A 23,998-nucleotide genomic window follows, 5' to 3' on the forward strand; every position below is an offset into this window, starting at 1 on the left:
CAAGCCAAATCCTTTGAGCATCTGGCGTGAGGGCGCATCAAACCCAGTGACCAAAGACCAGCTTTCAGAAACCCGTTCAGAAGCCAGTGACTGAAAACCAAAGACAGCTAGGCTCCAAACCCAGATCTTGAGCCCCATGTTTAAAGCCCGGTGCGACTGTCGAGTTTCAAGGCTTTAATCAAGTCGAATACTTCATGGATCTCTTTAAACACTTGCTCGATATCAGCGCTGAGATCCAGCGGCTTGAGTAAATCCAGTTGCGGCTCAAAATAGCTGTGCTGACAGGCTATTTTGACAAACAATCGCCCCTGTTTGAAACAGGCTTCCAGCTCACCCTGATAAAATCCTGATAGTGACAACAAACGCTCCATCGTCGCTGTATTGAGCACATATCTGGCTTCGAGCTGATCGTCACTGTAGACCTCAAATCTACGCTCAAAGTCCGGGTCTTCCAGCTTTACCCTCGAGAGTTTGCTTCTGAACTGCGCCAAGCCATTGGCCATAAAACCTTTATCGCGGCGCACTTGGATGGTTGCGGAAAATGTCTTTGGCAGCTCGAACTCTATCACTATGCCATCGAACAGCGTCTTATACTGGGGACCATTATCGTTCTTGCCTGTGCGTTCGAGTAACGTCAGTTCCCTAAGCAGAAAAGGCACATTAAGATATTTGCCTCTGACCGAGTTTTGAAAATACCCTTTGTCATAGTCGGGAAAGAGACCATAGTCTTTATAGCTTTCCAGTTCAGGCAATCCTGAGGGGTTAAACGCAAAGCTTTTACCGAAATACCCCAGCAATAGAGGGTAGATCTCCTCGACTATCTGGGTACGCAGTTCACTTATCTCACTGCCTGCCCAGATGTTGGCCAATACCACCACCGCCAGAGATACCACGGCGCCGCCAAAGCCGATAAAAAACACCCCTTCTTTAAAATCCAGCATGAAGGCGCCGTAGAAACTCATGGCAAAAAACAGTAAAAATGCCGGAATGCCGATAAAGGTTAGAGGCGCAACTATCTTTCTACGCTCTTTATACCTGGCAGCGGCGGCCTCTCGCACCGACTCATAACGCCGACATTTGGGGGCGATCTTTTGCGCATAATATTGGCTGAAGGCCTGCTTGTCCTGCTCAGGGATGGCAAACTCCACTGAATTCATCCTGTCTTCCTTACTATTTTCCGGCTCAATTAGCGGCTATCTCAAACCTTACGTCACGCACTGAACAATAAAGGTTTAATCGATATAAAAAAAGCTGCCCGAGGGCAGCTCTTTGAAATCAATTCAGAAAATTACAGCTCTTCAGCGTTCTCTGACAGATAGGCAGCTACACCGTCTGGGCTGTCTTTCATGCCTTTCTTGCCTTTTTCCCAACCGGCAGGGCAAACTTCACCGTGCTCTTCGTGGAATTGCAGCGCGTCAATCATACGCAGCATTTCATCGACGTTACGGCCAAGAGGCAGATCGTTAACGACCTGGTGACGCACCATACCTTCTTTGTCGATCAGGAAAGAACCGCGGAAAGCCACACCGGCTTCTGGATGCTCAACGTCGTAAGCCTTACAGATGTCATGACGAACGTCGGCAACCAGTGTGTATTGAACCTGGCCAATACCGCCTTTTTCCACTGGGGTGTTGCGCCATGCATTGTGAGTAAACTGAGAGTCGATAGAAACACCGATCACTTCAACGCCACGCTTCTTGAACTCTTCCATGCGGTGATCGAAAGCGATCAGCTCAGATGGGCACACGAAGGTGAAATCCAGTGGGTAGAAGAACACTACCGCAGGCTTGCCTTTGATTGCTGCAGTCAGGTTAAAGCTGTCAACAATTTCGCCAGAACCCAGAACAGCTGCTGCAGTAAAGTCCGGAGCCGGACGGCCTACTAATACGCTCATTTTATACCTCCATCTATGGATTGAGCTGTGAATAAAACAGAATCCGTTTTAAGTACAAGTCATTATAAGAGGTGCCATCCACCTGACAACCTATTTAGGATCAATATCACGCTTTTGCGACACGCCAAGGCGTGTTTGAGCAATAAACCAACAAATTGTTATCCATTTTATCAATCTGGCTCACATGCTGCGAAGCAGAACACTGATCCAATTCACAAAGGCAGATTTTTTCCCGCAAACACTGATTGCAGCTGGACATCCAAGCCCCCCCAGTCAAAAATACCCCCTTTGTTTAGCGAATAAGACTTTACTATGAACGCAGTTGTGATTGCCGTCTGTCTGATGCTCGCTCTCAGTCTGGCCCGGGTCAATGTAGTGATCGCCTTAACGATCAGCGCCCTGGTCGCCGGCTTGATGGGAGGACTGGATATCCACCAGACCATAGAGGCATTCAATACCGGCCTGGGCGGTGGTGCCCAAATAGCCCTGAGTTATGCCCTGCTCGGCGCCTTTGCCGTGGCCCTGTCCCACTCAGGGTTGACCACTTTGATCTCCACGACGGTGATCAAGGCCCTTGGTAAGGATCCCAATAGTCAAAACCTCAAGTGGGTTCGCAGCCTGTTGCTGCTGTCACTGCTAGCCATGGCTATCAGCTCACAAAACATTCTGCCGATCCATATCGCCTTTATCCCCATTTTGGTGCCGCCCCTCTTGCATCTGATGTCCAAACTCAAGCTGGACAGGCGTTTAGTTGCCTGTGTTATCACCTTCGGCCTAGTCACCACTTATATGGTGTTGCCTGTGGGCTTTGGCGGCATATTTCTAAACGACATACTGCTGGCAAACCTGCAGTCCAACGGCTTACAGGCCCAGTCAGGAGATATTCCCAAGGCCATGCTCATCCCGGCCGCCGGCATGCTGGCCGGACTGCTGACGGCCGTGTTTATCAGCTATCGCAAACCAAGAGAGTACCGGGAAGAGCAGATCCTCGCCGCCGAGCCGGAAACTGGCCTCAGCAAGCGCAACATCATCATTGCCGTGCTGTCCATTTTGGCGACTCTGCTGGTGCAGCTGCAGACAGATTCAATGATCTTCGGCGCCCTGGTCGGCTTTATGATCTTCTCATTCAGCGGCGCGCTCAAACATGTGGCCGATGAAGATATCTTTAACCAAGGCGTGCGCATGATGGCCAACATAGGCTTTATCATGATAGCCGCCGCCGGTTTCGCCGCCGTGGTCAAACAAACCGGTGAAGTGCTAACTCTAGTGAGTGCCATAGGGGAATTGATCGGTGATAACAAAGGCCTGGGCGCGCTGTTGATGTTGGTGGTAGGTCTGTTGATCACCATGGGCATAGGCTCATCTTTCTCGACTATCCCCATTATTGCCACCATCTATGTGCCGCTGGCGCTGAACTTTGGTTTCTCTGTACCTGCGGTTATCGCCCTGGTCGGCACCGCCGCGGCGCTTGGGGATGCCGGTTCACCGGCATCGGACTCAACGCTCGGCCCCACTGCCGGCCTCAATGCCGATGGTCAGCATGACCATATCCGCGATAGCGTGATCCCAACCTTTATTCACTACAACATTCCGCTGCTGATCTTCGGCTGGATTGCCGCCATGGTACTCTAAGCACTGCCTTGGGGAATGATAACCCTGAATACAAAAAGCCAGTCTGTATCAGACTGGCTTTTTTGCTTTAGCGGTCTGCTTTACAAGCCGGGACTTAGCTTATCGGCGCTGTTTCAGGCCTGAGTTTCTTCTATCAAGCGGTTACCTGAGCCTATCTCAATTTTGCGCGGTTTCATGGCTTCAGGGATCTCGCGCACCAAATCTATATTAAGCAGGCCATGTTCCAGATGAGCACCTTCAACGGTCACATAATCGGCCAACTGGAAGGTACGCTCAAAGCCGCGCTCGGCAATGCCTTGATACAGGTATTTACGCTCCGGAGCCTGCTCGCCCTTGGTGCCTTTCACCAACAGCTTTTCGCCCTCGCTGGTGATCTCCAGCTCATCCATGGCAAAGCCTGCAACCGCCATGGTTATCCGGTAACGGTTCTCACCCAGGAGTTCGATATTGTATGGAGGGTAACCGGCATTGCCATTGTTGGCGGCGGCATGTTCGGCCAAACGGGCCAAACGATCAAAACCGATAGCGCTGCGGTAAAGGGGAGTCAAATCATAGTTACGCATAGTCATATCCTCATAGATTAAGCAATATGTAGTGTCGGGCCGAATCATCGCACCCTAGGTTTCACTGGCCGCCCAATGGCACGGCCTTTAATTTATCGGTCAAGGCGCTTTCCCTGCCGACACTCAATAGATAGGGTCGGGCAATGGTATTTCAAGTCCAGGTAGAATTGATTGATTAAAATTCACCCAAAACCACATGACCACCCTGCTCTTTTGCCATAAAAAAAGCAGCCCCGAAGGGCTGCCTCTAAAGTGACTTAAAGTGCTATTTACTGAGGCACTTCACAACCCAGTGGGCTGTTGGAGTTTTCATAGACGATATCGCCTACCGGCGCGTAGTCAGCGGCTGTGATACTCTTCTTCTCTTTCAGGAAGCTGTAGAAGACTTCGGCATCCACATAACCAGTCTGTACCGGATCCAGCTTGGGATAGCCGTCACCGCCCGCGGCATTAAACCCAGGCACAGTGAAGGTGTAGCTGTCTGTTGCACTGTAGTCCTTGCCGTTAACTTCGCTGATAGCGACCGACTTGGCCTGACAATCAACTGTCATTTTCACACCTGTGATCTGGGCATAAGCCCCTGAACCGCGCTGCATGGTGGCCACCACACCCAAATAATCGCTGAGCTCGGCACCTGTCATGGTACTCAAGGTGATCATGTTACCGAAAGGCTGCACTGTCAGTACCTGACGGTAGCTGATATCACCGGCGGCGATAGAGTCACGTACACCACCCGAGTTCATCACGCCGATGTCGGCATTGACCTTGGAGGCCTGTGCCATGGCGAGCAAACGGCCCAGGTTAGTCTGCTGACCACGTACCACATCGCTATCGCCTTCCAGTTTGCCATCGGTAGTCGCGATGATCTCACCCAATTTTTCACTGCCCTTGTCCTGATACTGCTGCAGCACAGCCTTCACTGTGGTATCGGCAGGGATAGGCTCGCCGGCCAGTACCTCTGTCTTCTTGCCTTCGGCATCCAGTTTTCTCAGGTTGACCGGGATCAGCTTGTAGCTGGCCAGGTGCAGTTTGCCGCCATAATATTCAAAATCGGCGCGGCCAACATATTTACCCCATTCATGAGCCTGCATGATCCAGGTGCCGTTCTGCTGATCGGGCAGGCACTCATCACCGGGTTTGAAGTCGGCATAGCTCTGGCTGCCGGGCTCCATACAAACCGGATCTTGTGAGTGGCCACCTATGATGACCTGCAGCTTTCCCTCTTCCAGGGCGCGAGCCATGGCCACATCACCCGGGGCGTTACTACCGTTTTGGGCATCGGCATAGTGCCCCATGTGAGTGGTCGCCACTATGATATCGGCGACTTTGTTATCATTGAGCTCTTTGATGACCTTTTTGATCTCTTCTTTGGGATCGGTAAACTTAAGTTCGCCGACAACCTCAGGGTTACCTATCTTGTGGGTGTCTTCTGTGGTCAAACCTATGACAGCCACTTTAAGGCCTTTGACATCGAATACCTTGTAAGGCTCGAAATAGCGGGTGCCATCTTTTTTATAGATGTTGGCGGCCAACATGGGGAACTCGGCGAGCTCGCGCTGCATATCCAACACGCTCAGAGGGTTATCAAACTCATGGTTACCCACGGCCATGGCATCATAACCAATCAGGTTCATGCCGATAAAGTCAGGCTCGGCATCTTGCAGATCCGACTCAGGCACACCTGTGTTGATATCACCACCGGAGAGCAACAGAGTCTGGCCGCCGTTGCTTTCCACTTCGCTGCGCAACCGTTCAATCAAGGTCTTACGAGCCGCCATACCATACTCACCGTCGCTGTTTTCCCAGAAACGGCCATGGTTGTCATTGGTGTGCAAAATGGTGAACTTGGTGCAGTTATCGGCGCCGCAGACTTCCGCTACCGGATCCTTGTCATCACTGTTACAACCGGCAAGCGCGGCCACAACGGCGGTCGCCAACAGTCCTTTCATCAGTTTATTAGCCATTATCAAATTAACCCCATGTTTTTATTTATTTTTGCCAACTTCATTAGCAAGCGATGAAGTAAACTTCCCGCGCACGACATACTAACAAGATTAAGTCGAACATGTGTCATTAATATTAATGACAGTGTTCTATAGGTGTGATTTTAAGGCGAAAAACAATAACTTTTGTTTACATGGGCGAACGTCAGCTTTCAACGAAAGGGGGCTTAAATGGAATAGATTTAAAGACCAGGTTTACTGGCTAGACACAACCAAACCTAACCTACTGTTATTTAACTAAATAATTAATTGTCACTACCCAAGAGATTATTGTTTGGCAAAACAAACAGTCCTAAAGATCATCGTCTTGCCCGGACTGTTTAATTTTCAAACACCTAACTCCTGGACGACTTAGTGCCAATTAGCTAAAACGCGCCTGCAGCCATTGGCTGATAAGATTCAGCTCCTGCGGCACTACGCCGTGCGCCATTGGGAAAGTGTGCCATTCAAGCCGATATCCCCCCAGCTCAAGCGCTTCTTTGGCCATACGTCCGGCACTGAGGGCAACCACATCATCCTGCTCGCCGTGGCATTGCAAAATAGGTGTATCACGGTTGGCGCGGCTCAAGTCTTCCGGCAACTGCTCACCACTCGGCAAATAACAGGACAGCGCCATAATACCGGCCAAGGCTTCGGGATAGCGCAGTGCAGTAAAGAGGCTCATCACCCCACCTTGGCTGAAGCCGGCAAGCACAATGCGGTTGGCGGCAATGCCCTGGGCGACTTGCTGATCTATGAGTTGTCGAACCAAACGCTCGGATTGCAGTACCCCAGCCATATCGGCTCTGTCATGGAGGTTGAGGCTCTTGATGTCATACCAGGCGCGCATCACATAGCCACCATTGACAGTAACAGCCTGCTCCGGCGCATGTGGAAACACAAAGCGTATCGAGTGATCGGCAGGCAGTCCCAAGGCTGGCACCACAGGGGCAAAGCCGTCACCCGAGTCACCCAAACCATGCAACCAGATAACACAGGCCGTGGCCGGCTCGCGGGGTTCAACAACAACGGCATCCAGGGTCGTTGACGACATAACAACTTCCTTCTTGATAGGCAAAAATGTGACCGATATCATATCAGGCTAAGACTTCCTTGCCAGCACCATTCTAAAAATTCGAATAAAAACACATGTATTTCGCACTTTACCCATAAATAACCTCCACCTAGACTGAAATGCGAGCCATAGAGCAAAGCGGTTAAAGGAGCGACAGATGGGATTATTGCAGCAGGGCAAATGGGTCGACCAGTGGTATCAGACAGGCAAAAGCGGCGGCAAGTTCGTCCGTGAAGATGCCAAGCTGCGAAACTGGATCACCCCGGATGGCAGTCCTGGCCCCAGTGGTCAAGGTGGATTCAAGGCCGAGCCGGGCCGCTACCATCTCTATGTTTCACTCGCTTGCCCTTGGGCCCATAGAGCCTTGATATTTCGCGCCTTGAAGGGATTGGAGGCGCTTATCTCTGTGACTGTGGTCGAGCCCCATATGTTACAAAACGGCTGGGAATTTGCCACAGAGGCGGGTCCAAAGGGTGGCCACCCTATCCAGGGGGCCGAGCAAGACCCTTTGTTTGGCAAAGCATTCCTCTACCAAATTTACCAGCTCGCCGCGGCCGATTACAGCGGTCGGGTGACAGTACCTGTGCTGTGGGACAAACATCATCAGACCATAGTCAGCAATGAATCGTCGGAAATCATCCGTATGTTCAACTCCGCCTTCGATCATCTGACCGGCAATAACCTGGACTTTTACCCGTCCCATCTGAGAGAGGAGATAGATACGCTCAACGAGTTCATCTATCCCAATATCAATAACGGGGTTTACCGAGCCGGTTTTGCCACCTCACAACAAGCCTATGAAGAGGCCTTTGAGCAGTTGTTCAGTGCCCTTGACAGATTGGAGTTGCAATTGAGTGAACGCCGCTTTCTTACAGGTTCACAAGTCACTGAGGCCGACTGGCGCTTGTTTACCACCTTAATCCGTTTCGATGCCGTCTATGTGGGCCACTTCAAGACCAATAAACGCCGCATTGAAGACTACCCGGCGCTGAGCCAATACCTGCGCGATCTGTATCAGTACCCCGGCATTGCTGCCACGGTCAACTTTGAACATATCAAACAGCACTACTACTACAGCCATGGACAGATAAACCCCAGTCGCGTCGTACCCAAGGGCCCCGAGTTAGATTATCAGCGCAGCCATCAACGCCACAGACTGGAATAGTAAATCACTCGGGCGTCAGGCCGTAAAAGTCTGCCAGTTGCTGGAGCTGTTCATCTGAGTCGAGCCGCAGCTGCCAACGCACGGCGCCGGCATCGGCCAGCAGAATGCAAGGGCCTTTGAGCAAACGGATATCGTCGCTCAGCGCCATCAACACTGTCTGCATGGTCGGCAAGCGTACCTGCAGCTCATTGGGACTCAGCAGCAATCGCCCCTGCTCGCAGTCAATTTTCATCCCCACTCCTTTCAATGGTTTCTCAATCAAAAACGCCCGCTAAAGCGGGCGTTTTCAGTTAAAGCCAAACTCAGTGGTGATGACCACCGACGCCATGGGCATGACCATGGGCTATCTCTTCATGGGTGGCTTCACGGGCAGAGACCACTTCAATATCAAAGGTCAGCTCGCGACCGGCCAATGGGTGATTGATGTCCACAGTGGCCATAAACTTGCCCACCTTGAGCACAGTCACTTGACGCTGGCCTTGATCTGTATTGACTATCGCGCGCATGCCTGGCTTCCATACTTTGGCGCCCATCAGGTGTTTTACCGATACGCGCTGCTCGGCGCCTTCAACCCGCTCACCGTAAGTTTCAGAGGCAGGCAAGGTCACACTGAACTTGGCACCTATCTCTTTGCCTTCGATGGCTTTCTCGACTCCAGGCATCATGTTGTCATGGCCATGCAGATAGGCGATGGGATCGTGCCCCTCGTTGGTTTCCAGCACTTCACCCTTTTCATCGCGCAGTGTGTAATTGAACTGCACCACCATATCTTCTTTAACGCTCATTCTGAGTCCTCAGTATTCATGATTCCGGCGCAGCTTAACAAAACTGTCGCCTGCACTCCACTGCTTTGAATTAACGCCCTGCGCCCGGCACTATCGCCAGATGCTCGAGTCGCTCCAGCACCTGGTGGTTTTTAAGTGCCAACTGACAAACACCACCATCGATTTGATGCCTGGTGGAGCAATCCACACTCCAGCTGCGCAGCAGATATCCGGCCAAGGCCGCGTTGCTGGCCACCTTGAGTTCACCATCTTCCATACGATAGTCGAGCATAATCGCCTCCGGATGCTTCAGGCTCGGATGGGGTACCAACACCAGTTCCACCGGCGTCAACCAGTTGCCGTCGGCCGCCGGTTGCTCCTTGGGCAAGGGAGAGCCTTCAAGTTCTCTGGCCTGCTTGATACGGGTCACCACAAAGTCGTTGAACTTGCCATGCTGTCTGTCAAATGCCCGTACATGCCAGCGCTGGCCGTTGTTGACCAGGGCATGGGGCACAATTTCACGGAGGGTTTCACCGCTTGAGGTGGAAACATATTGCAGCGCCAGCGCCTGCCCTTGCTGAATCGAGCGCATCAGCGCCGCGATAATCTCGGTATCCGGATGAATAAGCCGCACCGCATCGAAACAGACCTGACTGGGCACCAGGGGCTGTGACAAACCATCACCAAAGCCACGGGCCAGCCCCGAGAGAATGGCTTCGGGATCGTGATGAAACAAGGGCTTGAATTCATGCTGGCGCTGATAATGACGACTGGGGTGCATCAGCTTGAGGTTTTGCGGCGCCAGCTCGCGATAGAGACTGAAGTCGCGGGTGGCGGCCGCCAATCCGGTGGCAAACTTGGCAATCAGATCCTGACGACTGACCTGGCCAAAATATTGCAGACTGAAATCGATAAAGGCCAGACGCTGACGCTGGCCGTGACTCAACTTATCTATGTTGCTCATCTCGCTGCTCATATCATTCCCTGAGTTCTAATCGGTGAGGGAGAACGCCAATTTCTGCTGCCGGCATTATCCGGGCAGTTGCTTGGTGCCTTTATGAGCTAACATTAGCCAACCCCTTGGCTACTGGCAATCATTTTGATTAGCAGAATTAGAGTCCCAGAGCTTTAAAGGTTTCGGCAGAGGGGAAACCGTCGGCCACCAAGCCTTTGCTGAGCTGAAACGCCTGCAAACTGGCGCGGGAGTTACGCCCGAGAATACCGTCCGGCTTTCCGGCATCAAACCCTTGCTCATTGAGCTTTTGCTGCAGCGCCTTTATCTGGGCGCGGCTCAAGCGGGTTTGCTGCGGCGGTGCTTTGGCAAGGTGTCCGGCGCCACTTATTCTGTCGGCCAAATGACCTACTGAAATGGCATAAAACTCAGAACGGTTCCAACGCTGGATCACCTGGAAGTTATCGTAGCCGAGAAACGCCGGGCCCTCGTGCCCGGCGGGCAGATAGAGCCTGGCTTCCATCTGGGCCTGTGGCAGCACCTGGCCATTGCTCTGGGTCAATCCCAGCGCCTGCCAGGCGGCGAGAGACTTTTTCTGCCCCAGATGTTGATAATCAAATGATTCAGGTAAGCGAACCTCCCTGCCCCAGCGTTCGTTGCGCTGCCACCCTAGGTGAGCAAGAAAGTTTGCCGCCGAAGTCAGGGCATCGTCTATGCTGTTCCAGAGATCCGCCTTGCCATCACCGTCACCATCGACGGCATAACTGGCATAAGCACTGGGCATAAACTGGGTGTGTCCCATGGCACCGGCCCAGGAGCCTTGCATATCGGCCGCAGCAAAACCATATTTCTGGCTCAGCTTCAGCGCTGTCATCAACTCCTGGGTAAAGAAGCCTGAACGGCGGGAGTCACAGGCCAGAGTCGCCAGCGAGTCCAACACTGGCATCTTGCCCTTGTAGCCTCCGAAATTGGTCTCCATGCCCCAGAAAGACAAGAGATATTGCGGCGGCACGCCATACTCGCGCTTGAGCTTATCCAGCAGCGCCTTGTGTTCAACCAGCAGTTCCCTGCCCTTGGAAACCCGCCAATCGGTTACCCGCTTATCGAAATAGTTGGCAAATGTCTGAGTAAACTCGGGCTGACTGCGATCCAGCTCTATCACTCTGGGGACAAACTTGAGTGGCTTGAGATGTGAGTCGATGGTCTGTTGACTAATGCCCTCTTTCAGGGCCTTGTCCTGCATCGCCACAATACACTGAGGAAAAGCCGCTTCCCCGGCCTTTATCAGGGCTTCTACAGGATCCTCATTCTGGGGGGCTGCCAGCGTTTGCGTGGCCAACAGCAGGGGAAACCAGGATAATACTCTGAACACCTTCCGACTCCTTAAAAGATTAAACACCCCATCGAGTTCCATCCTAACCAGTCGCTCAACGTTTTTTAAGCCCCGCAGGCATAATTCCCTGTCGTTGAGTCGATTTTTAAGCATTTATTCCTGTTTGTTCATCTGAGGTTAAGATTAACTTGGACTCCAGTGCTTATGCCGTATAATGGCGCCACTAACCCTTGCTCAAGAGAGAGATCATGACTGATTTAGCGCCGGCACTGAGCCAATTTATCGATAACGTCAAAGAGCACCAGCAGGTGTGGGGCTTACAGGACGACTCCGGCGAAGGCTGGGTGGTGTGTGACTCCAGCGAATATGAAGACACAGATGTCATGCCTTTATGGTCTGATCAGGCGGTGGCCCAGAGCCATTGTACCGAGGAGTGGGTCAACTTCGCACCAGTAGCGATTTCACTGGAAGAGCTGCTGGAGTTCTGGATTGAAGATCTCAACGAAGATGGCGTATTGATTGGTATAGATTGGCGTGCCGAGCAGGAATGTCCCGAAGTGGAGCCGGTAGAGCTGGCCAAGTTCCTGGTGGACGTGGAAGCCGAATAAGCTTTACCCGGTCGGGAGTCGCCAAGACTCCCGACTTCTTTTAAGACTCAGAGCAGCATCTGCACAACCCTATGCCCTGTCCCTTGGTCGACATCCCCTTTAATTGCCGTCACAGTTGCTGGTTTTGTGCCGAGCCCTGCGAACACGTTTTTGCCTTTGAAGCCTCCCCCAATGCAGAACATGCCTCACTGAGCGTGCCCGCCTGTAAGGAGTGCCTGACGCTAGCCCGCAAAAATCCTCTCACCTCGATATACGAGTGCCGTATTGCAGTTAAAGATGCGCTGATGAAGCGCTACGCCAAACATCTGGCCATAGGGTTGAATTGGACCCGTGAAGAGCTGGAAGAATCGGAGTTTTCCTGCAAAATTCTTGGCGGTTTTAAACGCAGCGCCTGGTTTATGTATGAAGTGGCCAGAGACAGGATCAATGCCAAAGGTTGGCCCCTCTGTATTGAAGGCGTTCCGCTGAGCGACGAGACCCCAAATACCGGGTTTGACTTCGACGGCTTGCACTACAGCTCAGTGTTTGCCGCCATAGAGCACTACGCCAAAAATTTTTCGTTGGATAAAGACTTTCTGCAGGCCTTGACGGCCATCTGCGGCCGCAACAGCTTTGCCTTTGCCGTGCGCCTGGCCAGGCTCAATATCGCCGCGGACAAACGCACCAAAAAGCAACTTATCCGCGAGCTGGAGCAGGAATACTGAGGTTAGGTATCAATCCAACAGGCGCATTCTGTCCTGTACGGCTTCCACCAGCAGATCCGGCTGGAACTTGGATATAAAACGATCGCAGCCCACTTTTTCCACCATCGCCTTGTTAAAGCTGCCGCTGAGAGAGGTATTGAGGGTGATATAGAGTTCGGCCATCCGCTTGTCGTTGCGCACCTCATAGGTTAGACGGTAACCGTCCATTTCAGGCATCTCAGCATCGGTGATCATCATCAAAATCTGATCTGTCACCTTGAGCCCCTGATCGCACCATGACTTGAGCAGCGTCAGCGCCTCGCGACCATCGCTGCATTCAATCACCTCGAGCCCCAACTGCCCCAAAGTATCACGTACCTGACGTCTGGCCGTAGGCGAATCATCGACAATTAAAATCTTGTGCCCCGGCATCTTGGCCACCAAGGACTCATCCAGTACACCTTCGGAGAGACGCACATCATAGTGGATGATCTCCGCCAACACCTTTTCCACATCGATAATCGACACCAACTCAGTTTTCCCCTGAGTCTCAATACGGGTAATGGCGGTGAGGTAATGATTGCGGCCGGCAGTTTTCGGTGGCGGCATGATATCGCCCCAGGTCATATTAACAATATGCTCAACCTTACCCACCAGAAACCCCTGCACGCTGCGGTTGTATTCTGTGATGATCAGGTTGGCATCGTCACCGGCAGGCATCGGCGAAAAGCCTATGGCGCTGCGCAGATTAATGACAGGGATGGAAGTACCGCGAATATTAGCAACGCCGCTGATAGCAGGATGGCTGCCGGGCATGGCCGAGAGCTCCGGCAATTTCACCACCTCTTTAACCTTAAACACATTGATGGCAAAGAGTTGAGTTGAATTAATTCTGAATAACAGTAACTCCAGCCGGTTCTCACCCACAAGTTGTGTGCGCTGATCTACTGATTCCAATACGTTAGCCATAACGACTGCTTTCCCGATTTACCGCTATCTAATGGACAAATTATAGTGGTAAAGCCGTTCAACAAACCATGTCCTAGGGCAAATTTAAGCTAAATTGTCTTAAATGATACGCACTTGGCTACAGTTATATCGGTAGAGTTAAACGCATCAGTGCTTATAGAGTGAAGCTGGGCAAAACCCAACCGCCAAGTACAACAAGGCCCAGCTCGCCCCGTGATTATGCTGCTCAAGCTTTGCCGGCGGTTTTACGGGCCAAGATGATACCCGCCAGCGCTGGCAACTGGTGTTGGCGGATAATCTCAAAGTTGCCGCTATCTTCAAGAACAGCCAAGAGTTCAGCGTGATTGAAACGGTTTTCCAGGGGATGTTCAAACAGACGCCGACTCAAGGGATTACAGATAGCGGCGCGATAAAGCTCTTCCAGTACAAAATAGCCACTAGGGCGCAATACCCTGTGTACTTCGGCCACCGCCTGTTGCCAATCCGGAATATGATGAAAGGCGGCAAAATCGACCACTAGGTCAAACTGGCTATCGGCAAAAGGCAAGGCGCTGCCATCACCCTGGCACAGATGCAACCAGTTTTGATCCGAATACCGCCCGGCACAGTGGCTGACCATGTCGAGATCAAAATCGAGCGCCCACACTTCTTCCGCCCCCAGCTCCTGACGCACAAGCGCGATTCCCTCACCAAAGCCGCAGCCTATCTCCAAGGCGCGACTAAAAGCCGGTAAAGGCTTGGCAAACAACTTCAACAACATCCGCCGCTCCAGCCGCCTTTGCAGCCACAAACGCAGCGGATGCCTGACTATCGATTTTTCAAAGCGATTGAGTTGCATGAATGGCAATCCACCCAAGATAATTCATGGTTAACATTTAAGCGCTCTTACGGCGACAATCATCTTCACTCGTCCCCAAAGGGTTCCAGCGGCAGTTGATCCCAATAGATGCCCTGCCCGAAGAAGTCTTCCAACAGTTGATTGAGCCGTGAAAAACTGCTCACCCTTTGCGGCTTACCGCTGATACAGTGCCACACGTACCTGTGGCAGTTATTGTCAAACAGGTCATAATCCCGATACTGAAACAGGCTCTCGCCGGCGCGGGCCAACGCCTGTTCGCTGACCAAGGGCATTCTTTGATGATCGCAGGCAACAAACACCTTGCTACCGCTGCGACCTGCCAGGAAACGCTTCACCGATACTGGCCGCACCAGGCCGCTGCCGTGGAGTTCGGCCAACATACCGTCACCGAGCCAGATACCTGTGTGTTCAATGACCCCGAATACGTGGCAGCACACCAGCATCCCGGGCTGTACTTGTTTGACACTCTGACTGTGAAACCATTCACTGGGTGTCAGCCGCGCCTGCCCCTTAGTCCCCTTTGTCGGCATATCCTTGAGTACTCGATTGCGGGCGACTTTCTTACGCTTCTGTCCTTCATCGGCAAGCCACACGGCGCCGAGTGCGGCAGAGCCGAGCCAGAGTAACGGAAGTGCCATAGCTTTGCTCCTTAACGCCTTGAGTGACATCTTGAAATTAATCGAATTCAGGCCGCTTGGCAAAGTTCAATTCGACCAAGCTCAGTTCAGCCAAAGTTCTGCTCAGTGTCAAACCAAGGGAATACACCCAGGAAGTGTTCAAAGGCTACTATACCCAGGAGAGGAAATCGGCCACAGGCTCTTTGGCGGCATCACAGCTTTGCGCCAGAAACAGCTCACCACAGGCCAGCGCATCAGTCAGGGCATTGTGGGCCGAATACGGCGGCAGATGATAGCGGCTGCGGCTAGCGCCGAGGCGCAGACTACCGCTTGGCAGCACCTCCTGTTGCCGCTGTAGGCGGGTCTTTTCCAGCAGCAGGGTATCTATCACGGGAAGGTGCAACTTAGTACCATATGCCTGCTGACAAAGCCTGCTGAGAAAAGCGCAGTCCAAAGGAGCATGATGCATCAGTAAAATGCGCCCCTGACTTTGCCGTAACAGCCAAGGCAAGAGCTGTTCGGGCGCTAGCGCCCCCTGTTCAAGATGGCGATCCATAATGCCGTGAATCGTGGCGCTCTGACCGACACTGCCATCAATACTCACCAATTTGTGGCGCGCGCCGCTGAGCTCCAGTCTGCCTTTGTTGATGGGCACCACACCGATGGAGAGGATCTGATCGCAACCCGGCTCTAGGCCGGTCATTTCCAAGTCCAGCGCCATCAAAGGCGCCTCTGCCACAGGCTTGGATAACACAGGACTCAAGGACTGGTAAAAAGATTTGAGTGGCTCTCTTGCCTGCCAACAATGCCAGGCCAGGCGGGTTCTATGCAGCAAAGGCATCTTAGAAACTCCGGGTAAATTTGAGTTTCAGCGCCGCCTGCGCATCATGCACCACCTTGAAGGCATCCCTGAGTTGATGACGCATCAGTGAAGAGAGTACCTGCGGCATCAGAAAATTGCTTATCTTCTGGCCCTGCTCAAACTGACGCCCCTGATTGGCCAGCCGCATATGGGCAATAAATTCATGGGCATCGGCAAGATTGAGGGCATCTTTGCGGCTCAACAGCTTGCTCTCCATCAGGGCGCGGATCCGTTTGGCGGTATTGACCTCTTTGATACCGGTGGCCAAGGCATATACCCGGGCGATGTCATTGATAAGGGCGCTGCCCCTGTGTTTAAGATCCATCCCCTTGACCTCACTGCCATCCCTGTCGAGCACGAATTGGCGGAAGAATCCCAATGGCGGCGACTCACTTAAGGCATTGCCGGTCAGGGCCGCCAGAAAGATATCGTTATCTTTGGTCTGCGCCAGCACCTTGTCTTGCAACGCATCGAACAGGCTGTCCGGCCCATATACGGAGCGCATATCGAAAAAGATGCTGGCATGCATCAAGGCCTTGGGCTCAGGGATATTGACCCAAGAGGCAAACTTCTGTTGCCAACTTGCCAGCGACAAACACCAGTTGGGGTTTTGCGCCATGATATCCCCAGGGCAGTATACATAACCGCATTCGTTGAGCCCGGCGCACACCCCCTTGGCCAAGGCCTGAAAGTAACCTCTGGCATGCTCATCCGGCTCTTCGGCCAGCAATAAACCATTGTCCTGATCCGAGCAGGCGGCCTGATCCTGGCGCCCCTGTGAGCCAAATGCCAACCAGCAAAACGCCATCGGCGCCTCCCCGAGCAGCGCCTGATGGAGCTGGATAAGCCTGCGGGTAAGCGCATCGGTAACTGAAGTCAGTACCCGACCAATCTCCTCGGCGCGGGCATCGGCGCTGATAAGGTTTTGCAACAGAAGTGGAATTTGCCGACTGACACTGATGAGGCTTTGTAAATCTTTTTGCCGCTCTATCTCGCCAATCAGCAGCAAAGGTTGGGATGCCTGACTGCGCAATATGTCTGTGCTGGTGATCATCCCCACCGGCTGCTCTCGCTCCATGACCGGCAGATGGTGAATGTTGTGCTCGCTCATCAGCAGCATGGCTTCAAATACCAAGGCCTGGGCATCTATGTATACGGGCTGGCGGGTCATGGCTTGAAACACGGCTTCATTGCCGGTAAGCCCCTCGGCCAGCACCCGATTACGCAGATCCCTGTCGGTAAGGATCCCCACCAGTTTGTGATTATCCAGAACCAACACAGACGACACCCTGTGCTTGCGCATCAGCTTGGCCGCATCGGTAATGGAAAGACGGTGATCGACACTGACAGGCTCATGGGTCATCAGGGTGCTGATCCGGCTGGTGGTGGTCAAATCTTTAGCCCGAAAACGCCCTTGATGACGCAACCGCTTGGCATAGGCGCGGTTGAAGAAGCGATCGAAGCTGCGGCACTCCAGGCGCAGAGTGTCAAACAGTGCTGGCGGCACATGATAGACCAAACCATCTTCGAGGATCAGCACCTTATTACTGATCTCCTCGCCCGACAGCAAAGAAGGAAAGCCGAAACAATCGCCCTCCCCCAAGCGGTCCAGCAACTCGCCCTCGGCATCGCGCACTTCAAAGGCCCCGCTGCGAACGATATAAAGCATGGGGTTGGCCGAATCCAGCGGCACGGCTTTCATCGACTTGCTGTAATAACCTATGCTGATGGCGCGGCAACATTGCTCCAGCAAGGGTTGCGGCAGTTCATCGAAAGGAACCGTCTGTTGCAGAAAGCTGCGAATAGGCAGCAGTTCACTCTCATCCATGGGCGGCCTTTAAAGTTGGACTGACTCACCACAGTATTGCCCACTCTGGAGAATGCTGACTATCTGGCTTTAGTCGAATACCACCATCCCTGAAACAGAAAACCCGAAACTGAAAGTCCAAACTAAAAAATAGAAGGTTGAATATCCAACCCAAGCGAAATTGATAAAAAAATCCCCCGGCTATGCGGGGGATCCTCTACTTGAGCAGCATCAGACTATCAGTGATCCTGCGCCGTGCCAGCCCCTTTGGGGAAGCGAATAGACTCCACCATTTCCTGCACATGCTCTGGAACAGCAGCAGTCATCTTGGCAACGATAATCGCCACCGCAAAGTTGATTATCATGCCTACCATGCCGATACCTTCAGGTGAAATACCAAACAGCCAGTTCTCGGCGCTATTACCCGCAGGATTAATGAACTTGAAGTAGATGATATAAGCCGCGGTAAAGCCAAGCCCCACTACCATACCGGCTATGGCCCCTTCCTTGTTCATTGACTTAGAGAAAATCCCCATCACGATTGCCGGGAACAGTGACGATGCCGCCAAGCCAAAGGCAAAGGCCACCACTGCCGCCACAAACCCGGGCGGATTAATCCCGAAGTAACCGGCAATCACTATACCAACAGCCGCCGCGGTTCGGGCGTAGAACAACTCCTTCTTGTCAGAGATGTCCGGCATAAAGTTTTTCTTCAACAAGTCATGGGATACCGAGGTTGAGATAACCAGCAGCAAGCCCGCAGAAGTCGAAAGCGCCGCCGCCAGACCACCGGCTGCCACCAGAGCAATCACCCAAGCCGGCAGATCGGCGATTTCAGGGGTCGCCAGCACCATGATATCGCGATCGATATTCATCTCGTTGCTGCTGTCGTCGGTGAGGTTACCCTTGGCGTAGTACATCTTGCCGTCGCCGTTTTTATCGTTCCACTTGATAAGCCCGGTCGTTTCCCAGTTTTTGATCCACTGCGGCGCCGACTCATAGGCAACACCGGTCGATTCAGGGCCATTGATGGTTTCAATCATGTTTACCCGAGAGAATGCCGCCAGAGCAGGCACTGTGCTGTACATGATGGCGATAAACACCAGCGCCCAACCGGCACTGATACGGGCATCTTTTACCTTAGGTACGGTAAAAAAGCGCACGATCACGTGCGGCAGACCGGCAGTACCCACCATAAGCGCGGCCGTGATAGCGAATACATCTATGGTACTCTTGGCGCCTTCTGTGTATTCAGTGAAACCCAGCTGGGTTTGCAGACCATCGAGCTTTTGCAGTAGATACACCCCGGTATCATTCCCGGCGGCATCTATCAGCTCAGCACCAAAACCGATTTGTGGGATAACATGGCCCGTCATCATCACAGAGATAAAGATGGCCGGAACCATAAAGGCGAAGATCAGCACGCAGTATTGCGCCACCTGAGTGTAGGTGATCCCCTTCATGCCACCGAGCACGGCGTAGAAGAATACTACCGCCATACCGATATACACCCCAGTGTCGACATCCACTTCCAGGAAACGGGAGAACACCACCCCAACGCCACGCATCTGCCCGGCAATATAAGTAAAGCAGATGAAGATGGCGCAAATCACGGCCACAACTCGGGCCGCCTGGGAGTAATAACGCTCACCAATAAAGTCAGGTACAGTGAACTTACCAAACTTGCGAAGGTAAGGTGCCATGCACAAAGCCAGCAGCACATAGCCACCGGTCCACCCCATCAGATACACGCTGCCATCGTACCCCACAAAGGAAACGATACCCGCCAATGAGATAAAAGAGGCAGCCGACATCCAGTCTGCAGCCGTGGCCATCCCGTTCATAACCGGGGGCACCCCACCACCTGCAACATAGAAATCCTTGGTAGAGCCGGCTCGCGACCAGATGGCAATCCCGATATAAAGGGCAAACGAGAGCCCCACAATCAAAAACGTTAATGTTTGAACATCCATCGGCCCACTCCTTAGTCTTCGTGTACGTTATATTTTTTATCTAAGGCATTCGCTTTGGCCGCATAAACGAAAATCAGCGCTACGAACACATACATGGAACCTTGCTGGGCAAACCAGAAGCCAAGCTTGAATCCCATAAAATGAATTTCATTGAGAACATCCACCAGTAAAATTCCACAACCGTAGGAAACAGCAAACCAGATGGCCAGTAGTCCCAGTACCAAGCGCAAGTTTTCGCGCCAGTACCCCTTTGCCTTGTCATTGTTTTCAAAACCCATAGCGACTCCCCTGTGGTAATAATTATTAAGTCACAGTTAATCTAGCAACCGCCGGGAACGTCACAATCAAGACCTTAGTCTAAGCCAAAATTCACACACCATTAACAATTCAACAAAGTAATTTATTATCAAAAACTTATAAACATATCCCTCGATAAAACGCTCGTTTAATTGACGCTTATTATTAGACCAATGTCGAAGTGATTTTCAGCATAATTTGATAAAAAAGCGGCTCTTTTCCGCCATATAGTGAATAGAGCAAGAGTCCAACTCTCTTGATGAAAAGTGGTCAAAATGGAGTAAACAACCAAACCCAGCCATTAACCCGTACAGAATTAACTCTAGGTATTAGGACAGAGATAAAAAAAGAGGCCTTACGGCCTCTTGATGATATTGATAATATTATGGAAATTATGGTGCTTCCCGGTTCAGATAGAGAATGAGTGCCGCCAACTCCTTGGGATCTGAACTTTTCGAGGTAATTAAATACTTGCCATTGACCAAAAGAGAGGGCACACCACGGATCCCGGAGAGTTGAGTCTGGGTATCATAATTGGCCAATGCCAGCTTGCTGTCGGCCGAGCCTAAGGTTTGGTTAAGCTCTTGCTCATTCACCCCCTGTGCCAAAAAGAAATCCTTCAACTGTTGCGGCCGCTCAAAGGCCTGATGTTGTTCATGGATCCGGTTAAAAATATTGCCGTGCACCTGATCGGTAATCCTGAATTTTTGCGCCAGATAATAGGCTTCCTGACTGAGGATCCAGGAAGGACGTCCGGCACCGACCGGGGTTCTTTCAAAATCCAGTTTCCCCTTCAGCAGGGCAGCTGTTTGCTGCATCAAGGGATCCTTGTAGTAGCAATGGGGGCAGTTATAGGAGAAAAACTCTCTGACAATACCGCCCTTGGCTTCGGGGATCCCCGCCACCTTGACATAATCGCGCCCTTCCTGAAAATCGGCCGCACTGGCACTGAAACTGCCAATGGCCAAGAGTATCAACGGCAAGGCTCTCACCATTCTAGATAACAAAGACATAGGCTTTCCTCTTGTTCTGTTTTTAATCATGCCCTTTAACGGCAAGCGGCAATAAGGCTATCAGCGTCGGGGTAACTGTATTCAAAGTCAAGTTCGCGGCAGATGAGAGAACCATCCACCCACTTACCGGTTTCACTCTCTTTTGCAAACTCGGGCGATGCCAAGCCGAGTGCCTTGGCGGCAGCCGGATAAAACTCTTGCCTAGTTGGATGACACGGAGAACAAAGATTATAGATGGCCCCGGGGTTAGCGGCGGTCAATAACTTCAAGCAGGCATTTATACAGTCATCGAGGTGCACCAGATTCACCACGGCGTTCGCACCGGGCAGCCCTGTCTTTCCAGCGAGGAAGCGCCCAGGGTGACGCCCTGGACCGACCAAGCCGGCAAAACGGATAACAGTGACTTGAAGACCTTCATTGGCAAGCGCCAGTATCTTATGTTCAGCCATCGCCAAGGTGCCGCAATAGCTGTCAGATGGAGCATCAACAGATGTCGTCTCTGTGACTACGCCCTGAGACTGAGGGTAAACCCCTGAACTACTGATAAACAACAGGCGTTTGATGGAGCTTGCAGCAATCACAGGCAATAAGCGCTCGAGAGAAGGTAGATAATCATTATCGCCGCGCCTTAGACCGGGGGGGATATTGAGCACTAGGGCATCACAGTCATCCGGCAACGAAGGTAAAGGTGCCGGTTCAGCAAGATTGAGGGTCACGGCATCTATTCCCTCTTTTCTCAACAGCTCCGCGCCCTCCTCGGTACGCTTACTGCCGCAAACCTTAATGCCACTGGCAAGCAGTGTCCTTGCCAGTGGCAAACCAAACCAGCCGCAGCCCCAAACCGCAATATGTTTCATCGCCCTACTCCGCTGTAAACCGAGCTCAAGCATAAGACAAATAACAATAAAAACCAGAGGTGAACCTATGAGTGACTAAACTTTAGCCGCTCAAAGCAAGAGCAAGCGGGTTGCAAACTATTCCAGGGCGCTGAAATAGAAACTGATGCTGGCACCGGTTTGCAGGGTTTTTGAGGCGCCTTCGGTCAGTTCATCAGACTTGAGCACCGCCTCCACGCTGACATCTTCATCCATCAGAAAGCGCAACTTAGGCTCGCTGCCATCGCGTTTACAGGCCCAAACCTGAGGCTGTCGCACCTCTGATGTGGTCATCATCACCTTGCCGACGCTGTTGTCAGACAGACTCACCAGGGTGCCAGGCGGATATATACCCAACACCTTGACCAACGCCGAAATCAGTTGCTCCTGATGTTTGCCAACCCGATATTTAAATAGGTATCCCAAAGCGATTTGCGGCGAGACGATCTCCTGACGCGCCAATTGGCTGTCATAGTCGTTGGCCAGCGCGACTATCTGAGTGATCAGGGGCAACTTGGCCAGCTTGAGCCCATCTGGATAGCCGGAGCCATCGATAAACTCATGGTGGTGCATCACGATATTCAGCACCTCATTGCCAAACAGGCCACTGCGTTTGAGCATGTCATAACCGAAATTGGGATGCATAGAGAGAAAGTTGCTTTCATGTTGACTCAAAGGCCCGCGCTTACGTCTGATAGACTCCGGCACCTTGAGCTTTCCAACATCATGCAGCAGTGCGCCCAGGGCGATATCCCTAAGCTTATCTTTGGAGAGTTCCAATGAGTGGGCAATCATCAAAGCCAATACAGCGACCGATATCCCGTGTTGAGTCACGCTGGGAGCGCCTTCACCACTGGACACCAATGCCAGTTTGGGGCTATCGGACTCCAACAGATGCTCCAGCATTTGCTCAACTAAAGTTGAGGCTTCACGAGCGGCGCCTTCGGGATCGGACACCAACTTACTGACCACGGTACGACTGTCATTAATGGCATTCAAAAAACGTCCCTGACTTTTGCGTATCGCCTTACGAGCTGTCGCTTTGGGATCTGGCTTACTGTCCTTTGTCTGCTCTGTTACCTGTTGCGCCTCGTCTTCCTCTTCAATCACATCATTGAGCAGTTCCTCATCGGAGAGCAAAATGACATAGGGCACTCCGAGATTACGGATCATCTCTATTTGACTGGCATCTTTGATTTCTATGCGATTAAACAAAAAGGGGTGATCTGTCCAAGACAGAGGCAATTTGACTGTAATGCCGGTTTGCAGGCGTGACAGCGGGAGATGGATCCTTTCAGCTTTGGCCACTCAAAGTTTCTCCAGAGAACGACTTGATAAACAAGGTTTAAAAAACCATTACCCAAGAGTCCTAACTATAGTCTATTGAAAACCAAGCGTAAGACTTAAGCGCCAAATTTATGACAAAAACAGCATATTTGACAGTATTTTAGTCTTTAAACTGCATTGGGCGCCCGGATCTGTTTAAATTTCACCCGAAATGGCCGCTAGAAATAGTTATTTGAGCCGACAGAAACAAACTGATCCCTGTTTTATATAGCAAATAACTGCCGAATCTGCCTTTTAAGTCACTCCGATATGTCTTGTTTTTGCCAGTCGTTGAGATAATGGCGTAAATGCGCCGACTTGGCGAGGTACAGCAAGGACCAGAACAGCAATAAGGCATCCAACGCCAGATTCCAACTAAATAGCCAGTCACTGTGACCAAGACGCTGAATAAGCAGCATGCCATCTATCCCCAGCAGCAGCGCCAACCACCAGCGAATTTGCCGAAACAATGGGATCAATGCCTCAAATACCCGTTTACGCTCAGCCAGGATCAAACCATAGATCAACAAAGCGCCGGCGCCGGCGGCCAGAGACAATAGAAAGTCACTCTTTTCCGGATAAAATAGCCGCACCAGAGCGGCCCTGTCGCTGGCCTGGGTCAGGGACGCTGCAAACACACACCAGCCGCGAGCCAAAAACAGCACTATGATGTAAAGCAGTAACGGTGGCTTGATATGGCCGTCATTGTCGAGCCAGCGCACATGTTCAAATTTAAGCAAGGGCATGAT

General features: G+C 52.0%; 24 protein-coding genes. 4 read left to right on the forward strand and 20 right to left on the reverse strand.

Translation table 11 applies throughout. The annotated features are described in order from the left end of the window. Positions 1-140 precede the first annotated feature (140 nt). Positions 141-1,157 carry a DUF3137 domain-containing protein gene (locus tag CBE72_RS05970; protein WP_100142741.1) on the reverse strand — a complete coding sequence of 339 codons (1,017 nt, stop codon included), beginning with the start codon at positions 1,155-1,157 and terminating at the stop codon, positions 141-143. A gap of 131 nt (positions 1,158-1,288) precedes the next feature. After that, on the reverse strand, positions 1,289-1,894 hold the full coding sequence (locus CBE72_RS05975) for a peroxiredoxin (protein ID WP_025009505.1): 606 nt from the start codon (positions 1,892-1,894) through the stop codon (positions 1,289-1,291). Positions 1,895-2,206: 312 nt separating this feature from the next. Between CBE72_RS05975 and CBE72_RS05980 the strand changes: the two genes are divergently transcribed. Beyond that, complete coding sequence (locus CBE72_RS05980; protein WP_100142742.1) at positions 2,207-3,526, forward strand: Na+/H+ antiporter family protein; 1,320 nt, start codon at positions 2,207-2,209, stop codon at positions 3,524-3,526. 113 nt (positions 3,527-3,639) lie between these two features. Here the strand turns inward: CBE72_RS05980 and CBE72_RS05985 are convergent, their stop codons facing one another. The 3 genes from CBE72_RS05985 to CBE72_RS05995 form a co-directional block, all read right to left on the reverse strand. Then, positions 3,640-4,089 (reverse strand): Hsp20 family protein, encoded by a 450-nt coding sequence (locus CBE72_RS05985; protein WP_028779347.1) that lies wholly within the window; start codon positions 4,087-4,089, stop codon positions 3,640-3,642. A gap of 269 nt (positions 4,090-4,358) precedes the next feature. Then, positions 4,359-6,053 carry a bifunctional UDP-sugar hydrolase/5'-nucleotidase UshA gene (ushA, locus tag CBE72_RS05990; RefSeq protein WP_100142743.1) on the reverse strand — a complete coding sequence of 565 codons (1,695 nt, stop codon included), beginning with the start codon at positions 6,051-6,053 and terminating at the stop codon, positions 4,359-4,361. A 400-nt stretch (positions 6,054-6,453) separates the two neighbouring features. Then, a complete protein-coding gene (locus CBE72_RS05995) occupies positions 6,454-7,125 on the reverse strand; it encodes an alpha/beta hydrolase-fold protein (protein ID WP_100142816.1) in 672 nt (223 codons plus the stop codon). 178 nt (positions 7,126-7,303) lie between these two features. Here CBE72_RS05995 and CBE72_RS06000 point away from each other — a divergent pair, with 178 nt between their 5' ends. After that, on the forward strand, positions 7,304-8,311 hold the full coding sequence (locus CBE72_RS06000; protein ID WP_100142744.1) for a glutathione S-transferase family protein: 1,008 nt from the start codon (positions 7,304-7,306) through the stop codon (positions 8,309-8,311). Between the two features lie 4 nt (positions 8,312-8,315). On the opposite strand, the gene CBE72_RS06005 is transcribed toward CBE72_RS06000, so the two are convergent. From CBE72_RS06005 to CBE72_RS06020, 4 genes are all read right to left on the reverse strand, one after another. Next, entirely contained in the window at positions 8,316-8,543 is a 228-nt protein-coding gene (locus CBE72_RS06005; protein ID WP_100142745.1) for a DUF3389 family protein, read from the reverse strand. Between the two features lie 70 nt (positions 8,544-8,613). Next, positions 8,614-9,096, reverse strand: coding sequence for an FKBP-type peptidyl-prolyl cis-trans isomerase (locus CBE72_RS06010; protein WP_028779351.1), 483 nt, complete (start codon positions 9,094-9,096; stop codon positions 8,614-8,616). A 70-nt stretch (positions 9,097-9,166) separates the two neighbouring features. After that, positions 9,167-10,051: a WYL domain-containing protein gene (locus tag CBE72_RS06015; RefSeq protein WP_229671802.1), complete on the reverse strand. Its 885-nt coding sequence runs from the start codon at positions 10,049-10,051 to the stop codon at positions 9,167-9,169. A 136-nt stretch (positions 10,052-10,187) separates the two neighbouring features. Further along, positions 10,188-11,399 (reverse strand): lytic murein transglycosylase, encoded by a 1,212-nt coding sequence (locus CBE72_RS06020; RefSeq protein WP_373289214.1) that lies wholly within the window; start codon positions 11,397-11,399, stop codon positions 10,188-10,190. 209 nt (positions 11,400-11,608) lie between these two features. Between CBE72_RS06020 and CBE72_RS06025 the strand changes: the two genes are divergently transcribed. Both CBE72_RS06025 and CBE72_RS06030 read left to right on the forward strand, forming a co-directional pair. Further along, on the forward strand, positions 11,609-11,968 hold the full coding sequence (locus CBE72_RS06025) for a DUF2750 domain-containing protein (RefSeq protein WP_025009498.1): 360 nt from the start codon (positions 11,609-11,611) through the stop codon (positions 11,966-11,968). A gap of 71 nt (positions 11,969-12,039) precedes the next feature. Further along, positions 12,040-12,672: a hypothetical protein gene (locus tag CBE72_RS06030; RefSeq protein WP_100142747.1), complete on the forward strand. Its 633-nt coding sequence runs from the start codon at positions 12,040-12,042 to the stop codon at positions 12,670-12,672. Between the two features lie 9 nt (positions 12,673-12,681). On the opposite strand, the gene CBE72_RS06035 is transcribed toward CBE72_RS06030, so the two are convergent. The 11 genes from CBE72_RS06035 to CBE72_RS06085 all read right to left on the reverse strand — a co-directional run bounded on the left by CBE72_RS06035 (position 12,682) and on the right by CBE72_RS06085 (position 23,995). Continuing rightward, positions 12,682-13,620, reverse strand: coding sequence for a chemotaxis protein CheV (locus CBE72_RS06035; RefSeq protein ID WP_100142748.1), 939 nt, complete (start codon positions 13,618-13,620; stop codon positions 12,682-12,684). A gap of 226 nt (positions 13,621-13,846) precedes the next feature. Continuing rightward, positions 13,847-14,458 (reverse strand): class I SAM-dependent methyltransferase, encoded by a 612-nt coding sequence (locus CBE72_RS06040; RefSeq protein WP_100142749.1) that lies wholly within the window; start codon positions 14,456-14,458, stop codon positions 13,847-13,849. Positions 14,459-14,523: 65 nt separating this feature from the next. Further along, on the reverse strand, positions 14,524-15,117 hold the full coding sequence (locus CBE72_RS06045) for a C40 family peptidase (protein ID WP_100142750.1): 594 nt from the start codon (positions 15,115-15,117) through the stop codon (positions 14,524-14,526). Between the two features lie 148 nt (positions 15,118-15,265). Next, positions 15,266-15,937: an exonuclease domain-containing protein gene (locus tag CBE72_RS06050; RefSeq protein ID WP_100142751.1), complete on the reverse strand. Its 672-nt coding sequence runs from the start codon at positions 15,935-15,937 to the stop codon at positions 15,266-15,268. A gap of 1 nt (position 15,938) precedes the next feature. Then, entirely contained in the window at positions 15,939-17,786 is a 1,848-nt protein-coding gene (locus CBE72_RS06055; protein ID WP_100142752.1) for a DUF294 nucleotidyltransferase-like domain-containing protein, read from the reverse strand. Positions 17,787-18,004: 218 nt separating this feature from the next. Beyond that, positions 18,005-19,738: a sodium:solute symporter family protein gene (locus tag CBE72_RS06060; RefSeq protein ID WP_100142753.1), complete on the reverse strand. Its 1,734-nt coding sequence runs from the start codon at positions 19,736-19,738 to the stop codon at positions 18,005-18,007. 11 nt (positions 19,739-19,749) lie between these two features. Further along, positions 19,750-20,016: a DUF4212 domain-containing protein gene (locus CBE72_RS06065; protein ID WP_096141649.1), complete on the reverse strand. Its 267-nt coding sequence runs from the start codon at positions 20,014-20,016 to the stop codon at positions 19,750-19,752. 411 nt (positions 20,017-20,427) lie between these two features. Further along, the gene (locus tag CBE72_RS06070) at positions 20,428-21,048 is read right to left on the reverse strand and encodes a thiol:disulfide interchange protein DsbA/DsbL (RefSeq protein WP_100142754.1); all 621 of its coding nucleotides are present in this window, start codon (positions 21,046-21,048) and stop codon (positions 20,428-20,430) included. A gap of 35 nt (positions 21,049-21,083) precedes the next feature. Further along, the gene (locus CBE72_RS06075) at positions 21,084-21,905 is read right to left on the reverse strand and encodes an SDR family oxidoreductase (RefSeq protein ID WP_157929043.1); all 822 of its coding nucleotides are present in this window, start codon (positions 21,903-21,905) and stop codon (positions 21,084-21,086) included. Between the two features lie 117 nt (positions 21,906-22,022). Continuing rightward, complete coding sequence (locus tag CBE72_RS06080; RefSeq protein WP_100142756.1) at positions 22,023-23,231, reverse strand: cyclic di-GMP phosphodiesterase; 1,209 nt, start codon at positions 23,229-23,231, stop codon at positions 22,023-22,025. Positions 23,232-23,509: 278 nt separating this feature from the next. Beyond that, a complete protein-coding gene (locus tag CBE72_RS06085; protein ID WP_100142818.1) occupies positions 23,510-23,995 on the reverse strand; it encodes a DUF2919 domain-containing protein in 486 nt (161 codons plus the stop codon). Positions 23,996-23,998: the final 3 nt, after the last annotated feature.

This window comes from Shewanella carassii, assembly GCF_002777975.1.
GTDB classification, from domain to species: domain Bacteria; phylum Pseudomonadota; class Gammaproteobacteria; order Enterobacterales; family Shewanellaceae; genus Shewanella; species Shewanella carassii.

Coding starts and splice junctions, on each gene's coding strand:
- CBE72_RS05970 (WP_100142741.1), bottom strand. CDS start 1,157: ATGAATTCAGTGGAGTTTGCCATCCCTGAGCAGGACAAGCAGGCCTTC.
- CBE72_RS05975 (WP_025009505.1), bottom strand. CDS start 1,894: ATGAGCGTATTAGTAGGCCGTCCGGCTCCGGACTTTACTGCAGCAGCT.
- CBE72_RS05980 (WP_100142742.1), top strand. CDS start 2,207: ATGAACGCAGTTGTGATTGCCGTCTGTCTGATGCTCGCTCTCAGTCTG.
- CBE72_RS05985 (WP_028779347.1), bottom strand. CDS start 4,089: ATGCGTAACTATGATTTGACTCCCCTTTACCGCAGCGCTATCGGTTTT.
- ushA (WP_100142743.1), bottom strand. CDS start 6,053: ATGGCTAATAAACTGATGAAAGGACTGTTGGCGACCGCCGTTGTGGCC.
- CBE72_RS05995 (WP_100142816.1), bottom strand. CDS start 7,125: ATGTCGTCAACGACCCTGGATGCCGTTGTTGTTGAACCCCGCGAGCCG.
- CBE72_RS06000 (WP_100142744.1), top strand. CDS start 7,304: ATGGGATTATTGCAGCAGGGCAAATGGGTCGACCAGTGGTATCAGACA.
- CBE72_RS06005 (WP_100142745.1), bottom strand. CDS start 8,543: ATGAAAATTGACTGCGAGCAGGGGCGATTGCTGCTGAGTCCCAATGAG.
- CBE72_RS06010 (WP_028779351.1), bottom strand. CDS start 9,096: ATGAGCGTTAAAGAAGATATGGTGGTGCAGTTCAATTACACACTGCGC.
- CBE72_RS06015 (WP_229671802.1), bottom strand. CDS start 10,051: ATGAGCAGCGAGATGAGCAACATAGATAAGTTGAGTCACGGCCAGCGT.
- CBE72_RS06025 (WP_025009498.1), top strand. CDS start 11,609: ATGACTGATTTAGCGCCGGCACTGAGCCAATTTATCGATAACGTCAAA.
- CBE72_RS06030 (WP_100142747.1), top strand. CDS start 12,040: ATGCCCTGTCCCTTGGTCGACATCCCCTTTAATTGCCGTCACAGTTGC.
- CBE72_RS06035 (WP_100142748.1), bottom strand. CDS start 13,620: ATGGCTAACGTATTGGAATCAGTAGATCAGCGCACACAACTTGTGGGT.
- CBE72_RS06040 (WP_100142749.1), bottom strand. CDS start 14,458: ATGCAACTCAATCGCTTTGAAAAATCGATAGTCAGGCATCCGCTGCGT.
- CBE72_RS06045 (WP_100142750.1), bottom strand. CDS start 15,117: ATGGCACTTCCGTTACTCTGGCTCGGCTCTGCCGCACTCGGCGCCGTG.
- CBE72_RS06050 (WP_100142751.1), bottom strand. CDS start 15,937: ATGCCTTTGCTGCATAGAACCCGCCTGGCCTGGCATTGTTGGCAGGCA.
- CBE72_RS06055 (WP_100142752.1), bottom strand. CDS start 17,786: ATGGATGAGAGTGAACTGCTGCCTATTCGCAGCTTTCTGCAACAGACG.
- CBE72_RS06060 (WP_100142753.1), bottom strand. CDS start 19,738: ATGGATGTTCAAACATTAACGTTTTTGATTGTGGGGCTCTCGTTTGCC.
- CBE72_RS06065 (WP_096141649.1), bottom strand. CDS start 20,016: ATGGGTTTTGAAAACAATGACAAGGCAAAGGGGTACTGGCGCGAAAAC.
- CBE72_RS06070 (WP_100142754.1), bottom strand. CDS start 21,048: ATGTCTTTGTTATCTAGAATGGTGAGAGCCTTGCCGTTGATACTCTTG.
- CBE72_RS06075 (WP_157929043.1), bottom strand. CDS start 21,905: ATGAAACATATTGCGGTTTGGGGCTGCGGCTGGTTTGGTTTGCCACTG.
- CBE72_RS06085 (WP_100142818.1), bottom strand. CDS start 23,995: ATGCCCTTGCTTAAATTTGAACATGTGCGCTGGCTCGACAATGACGGC.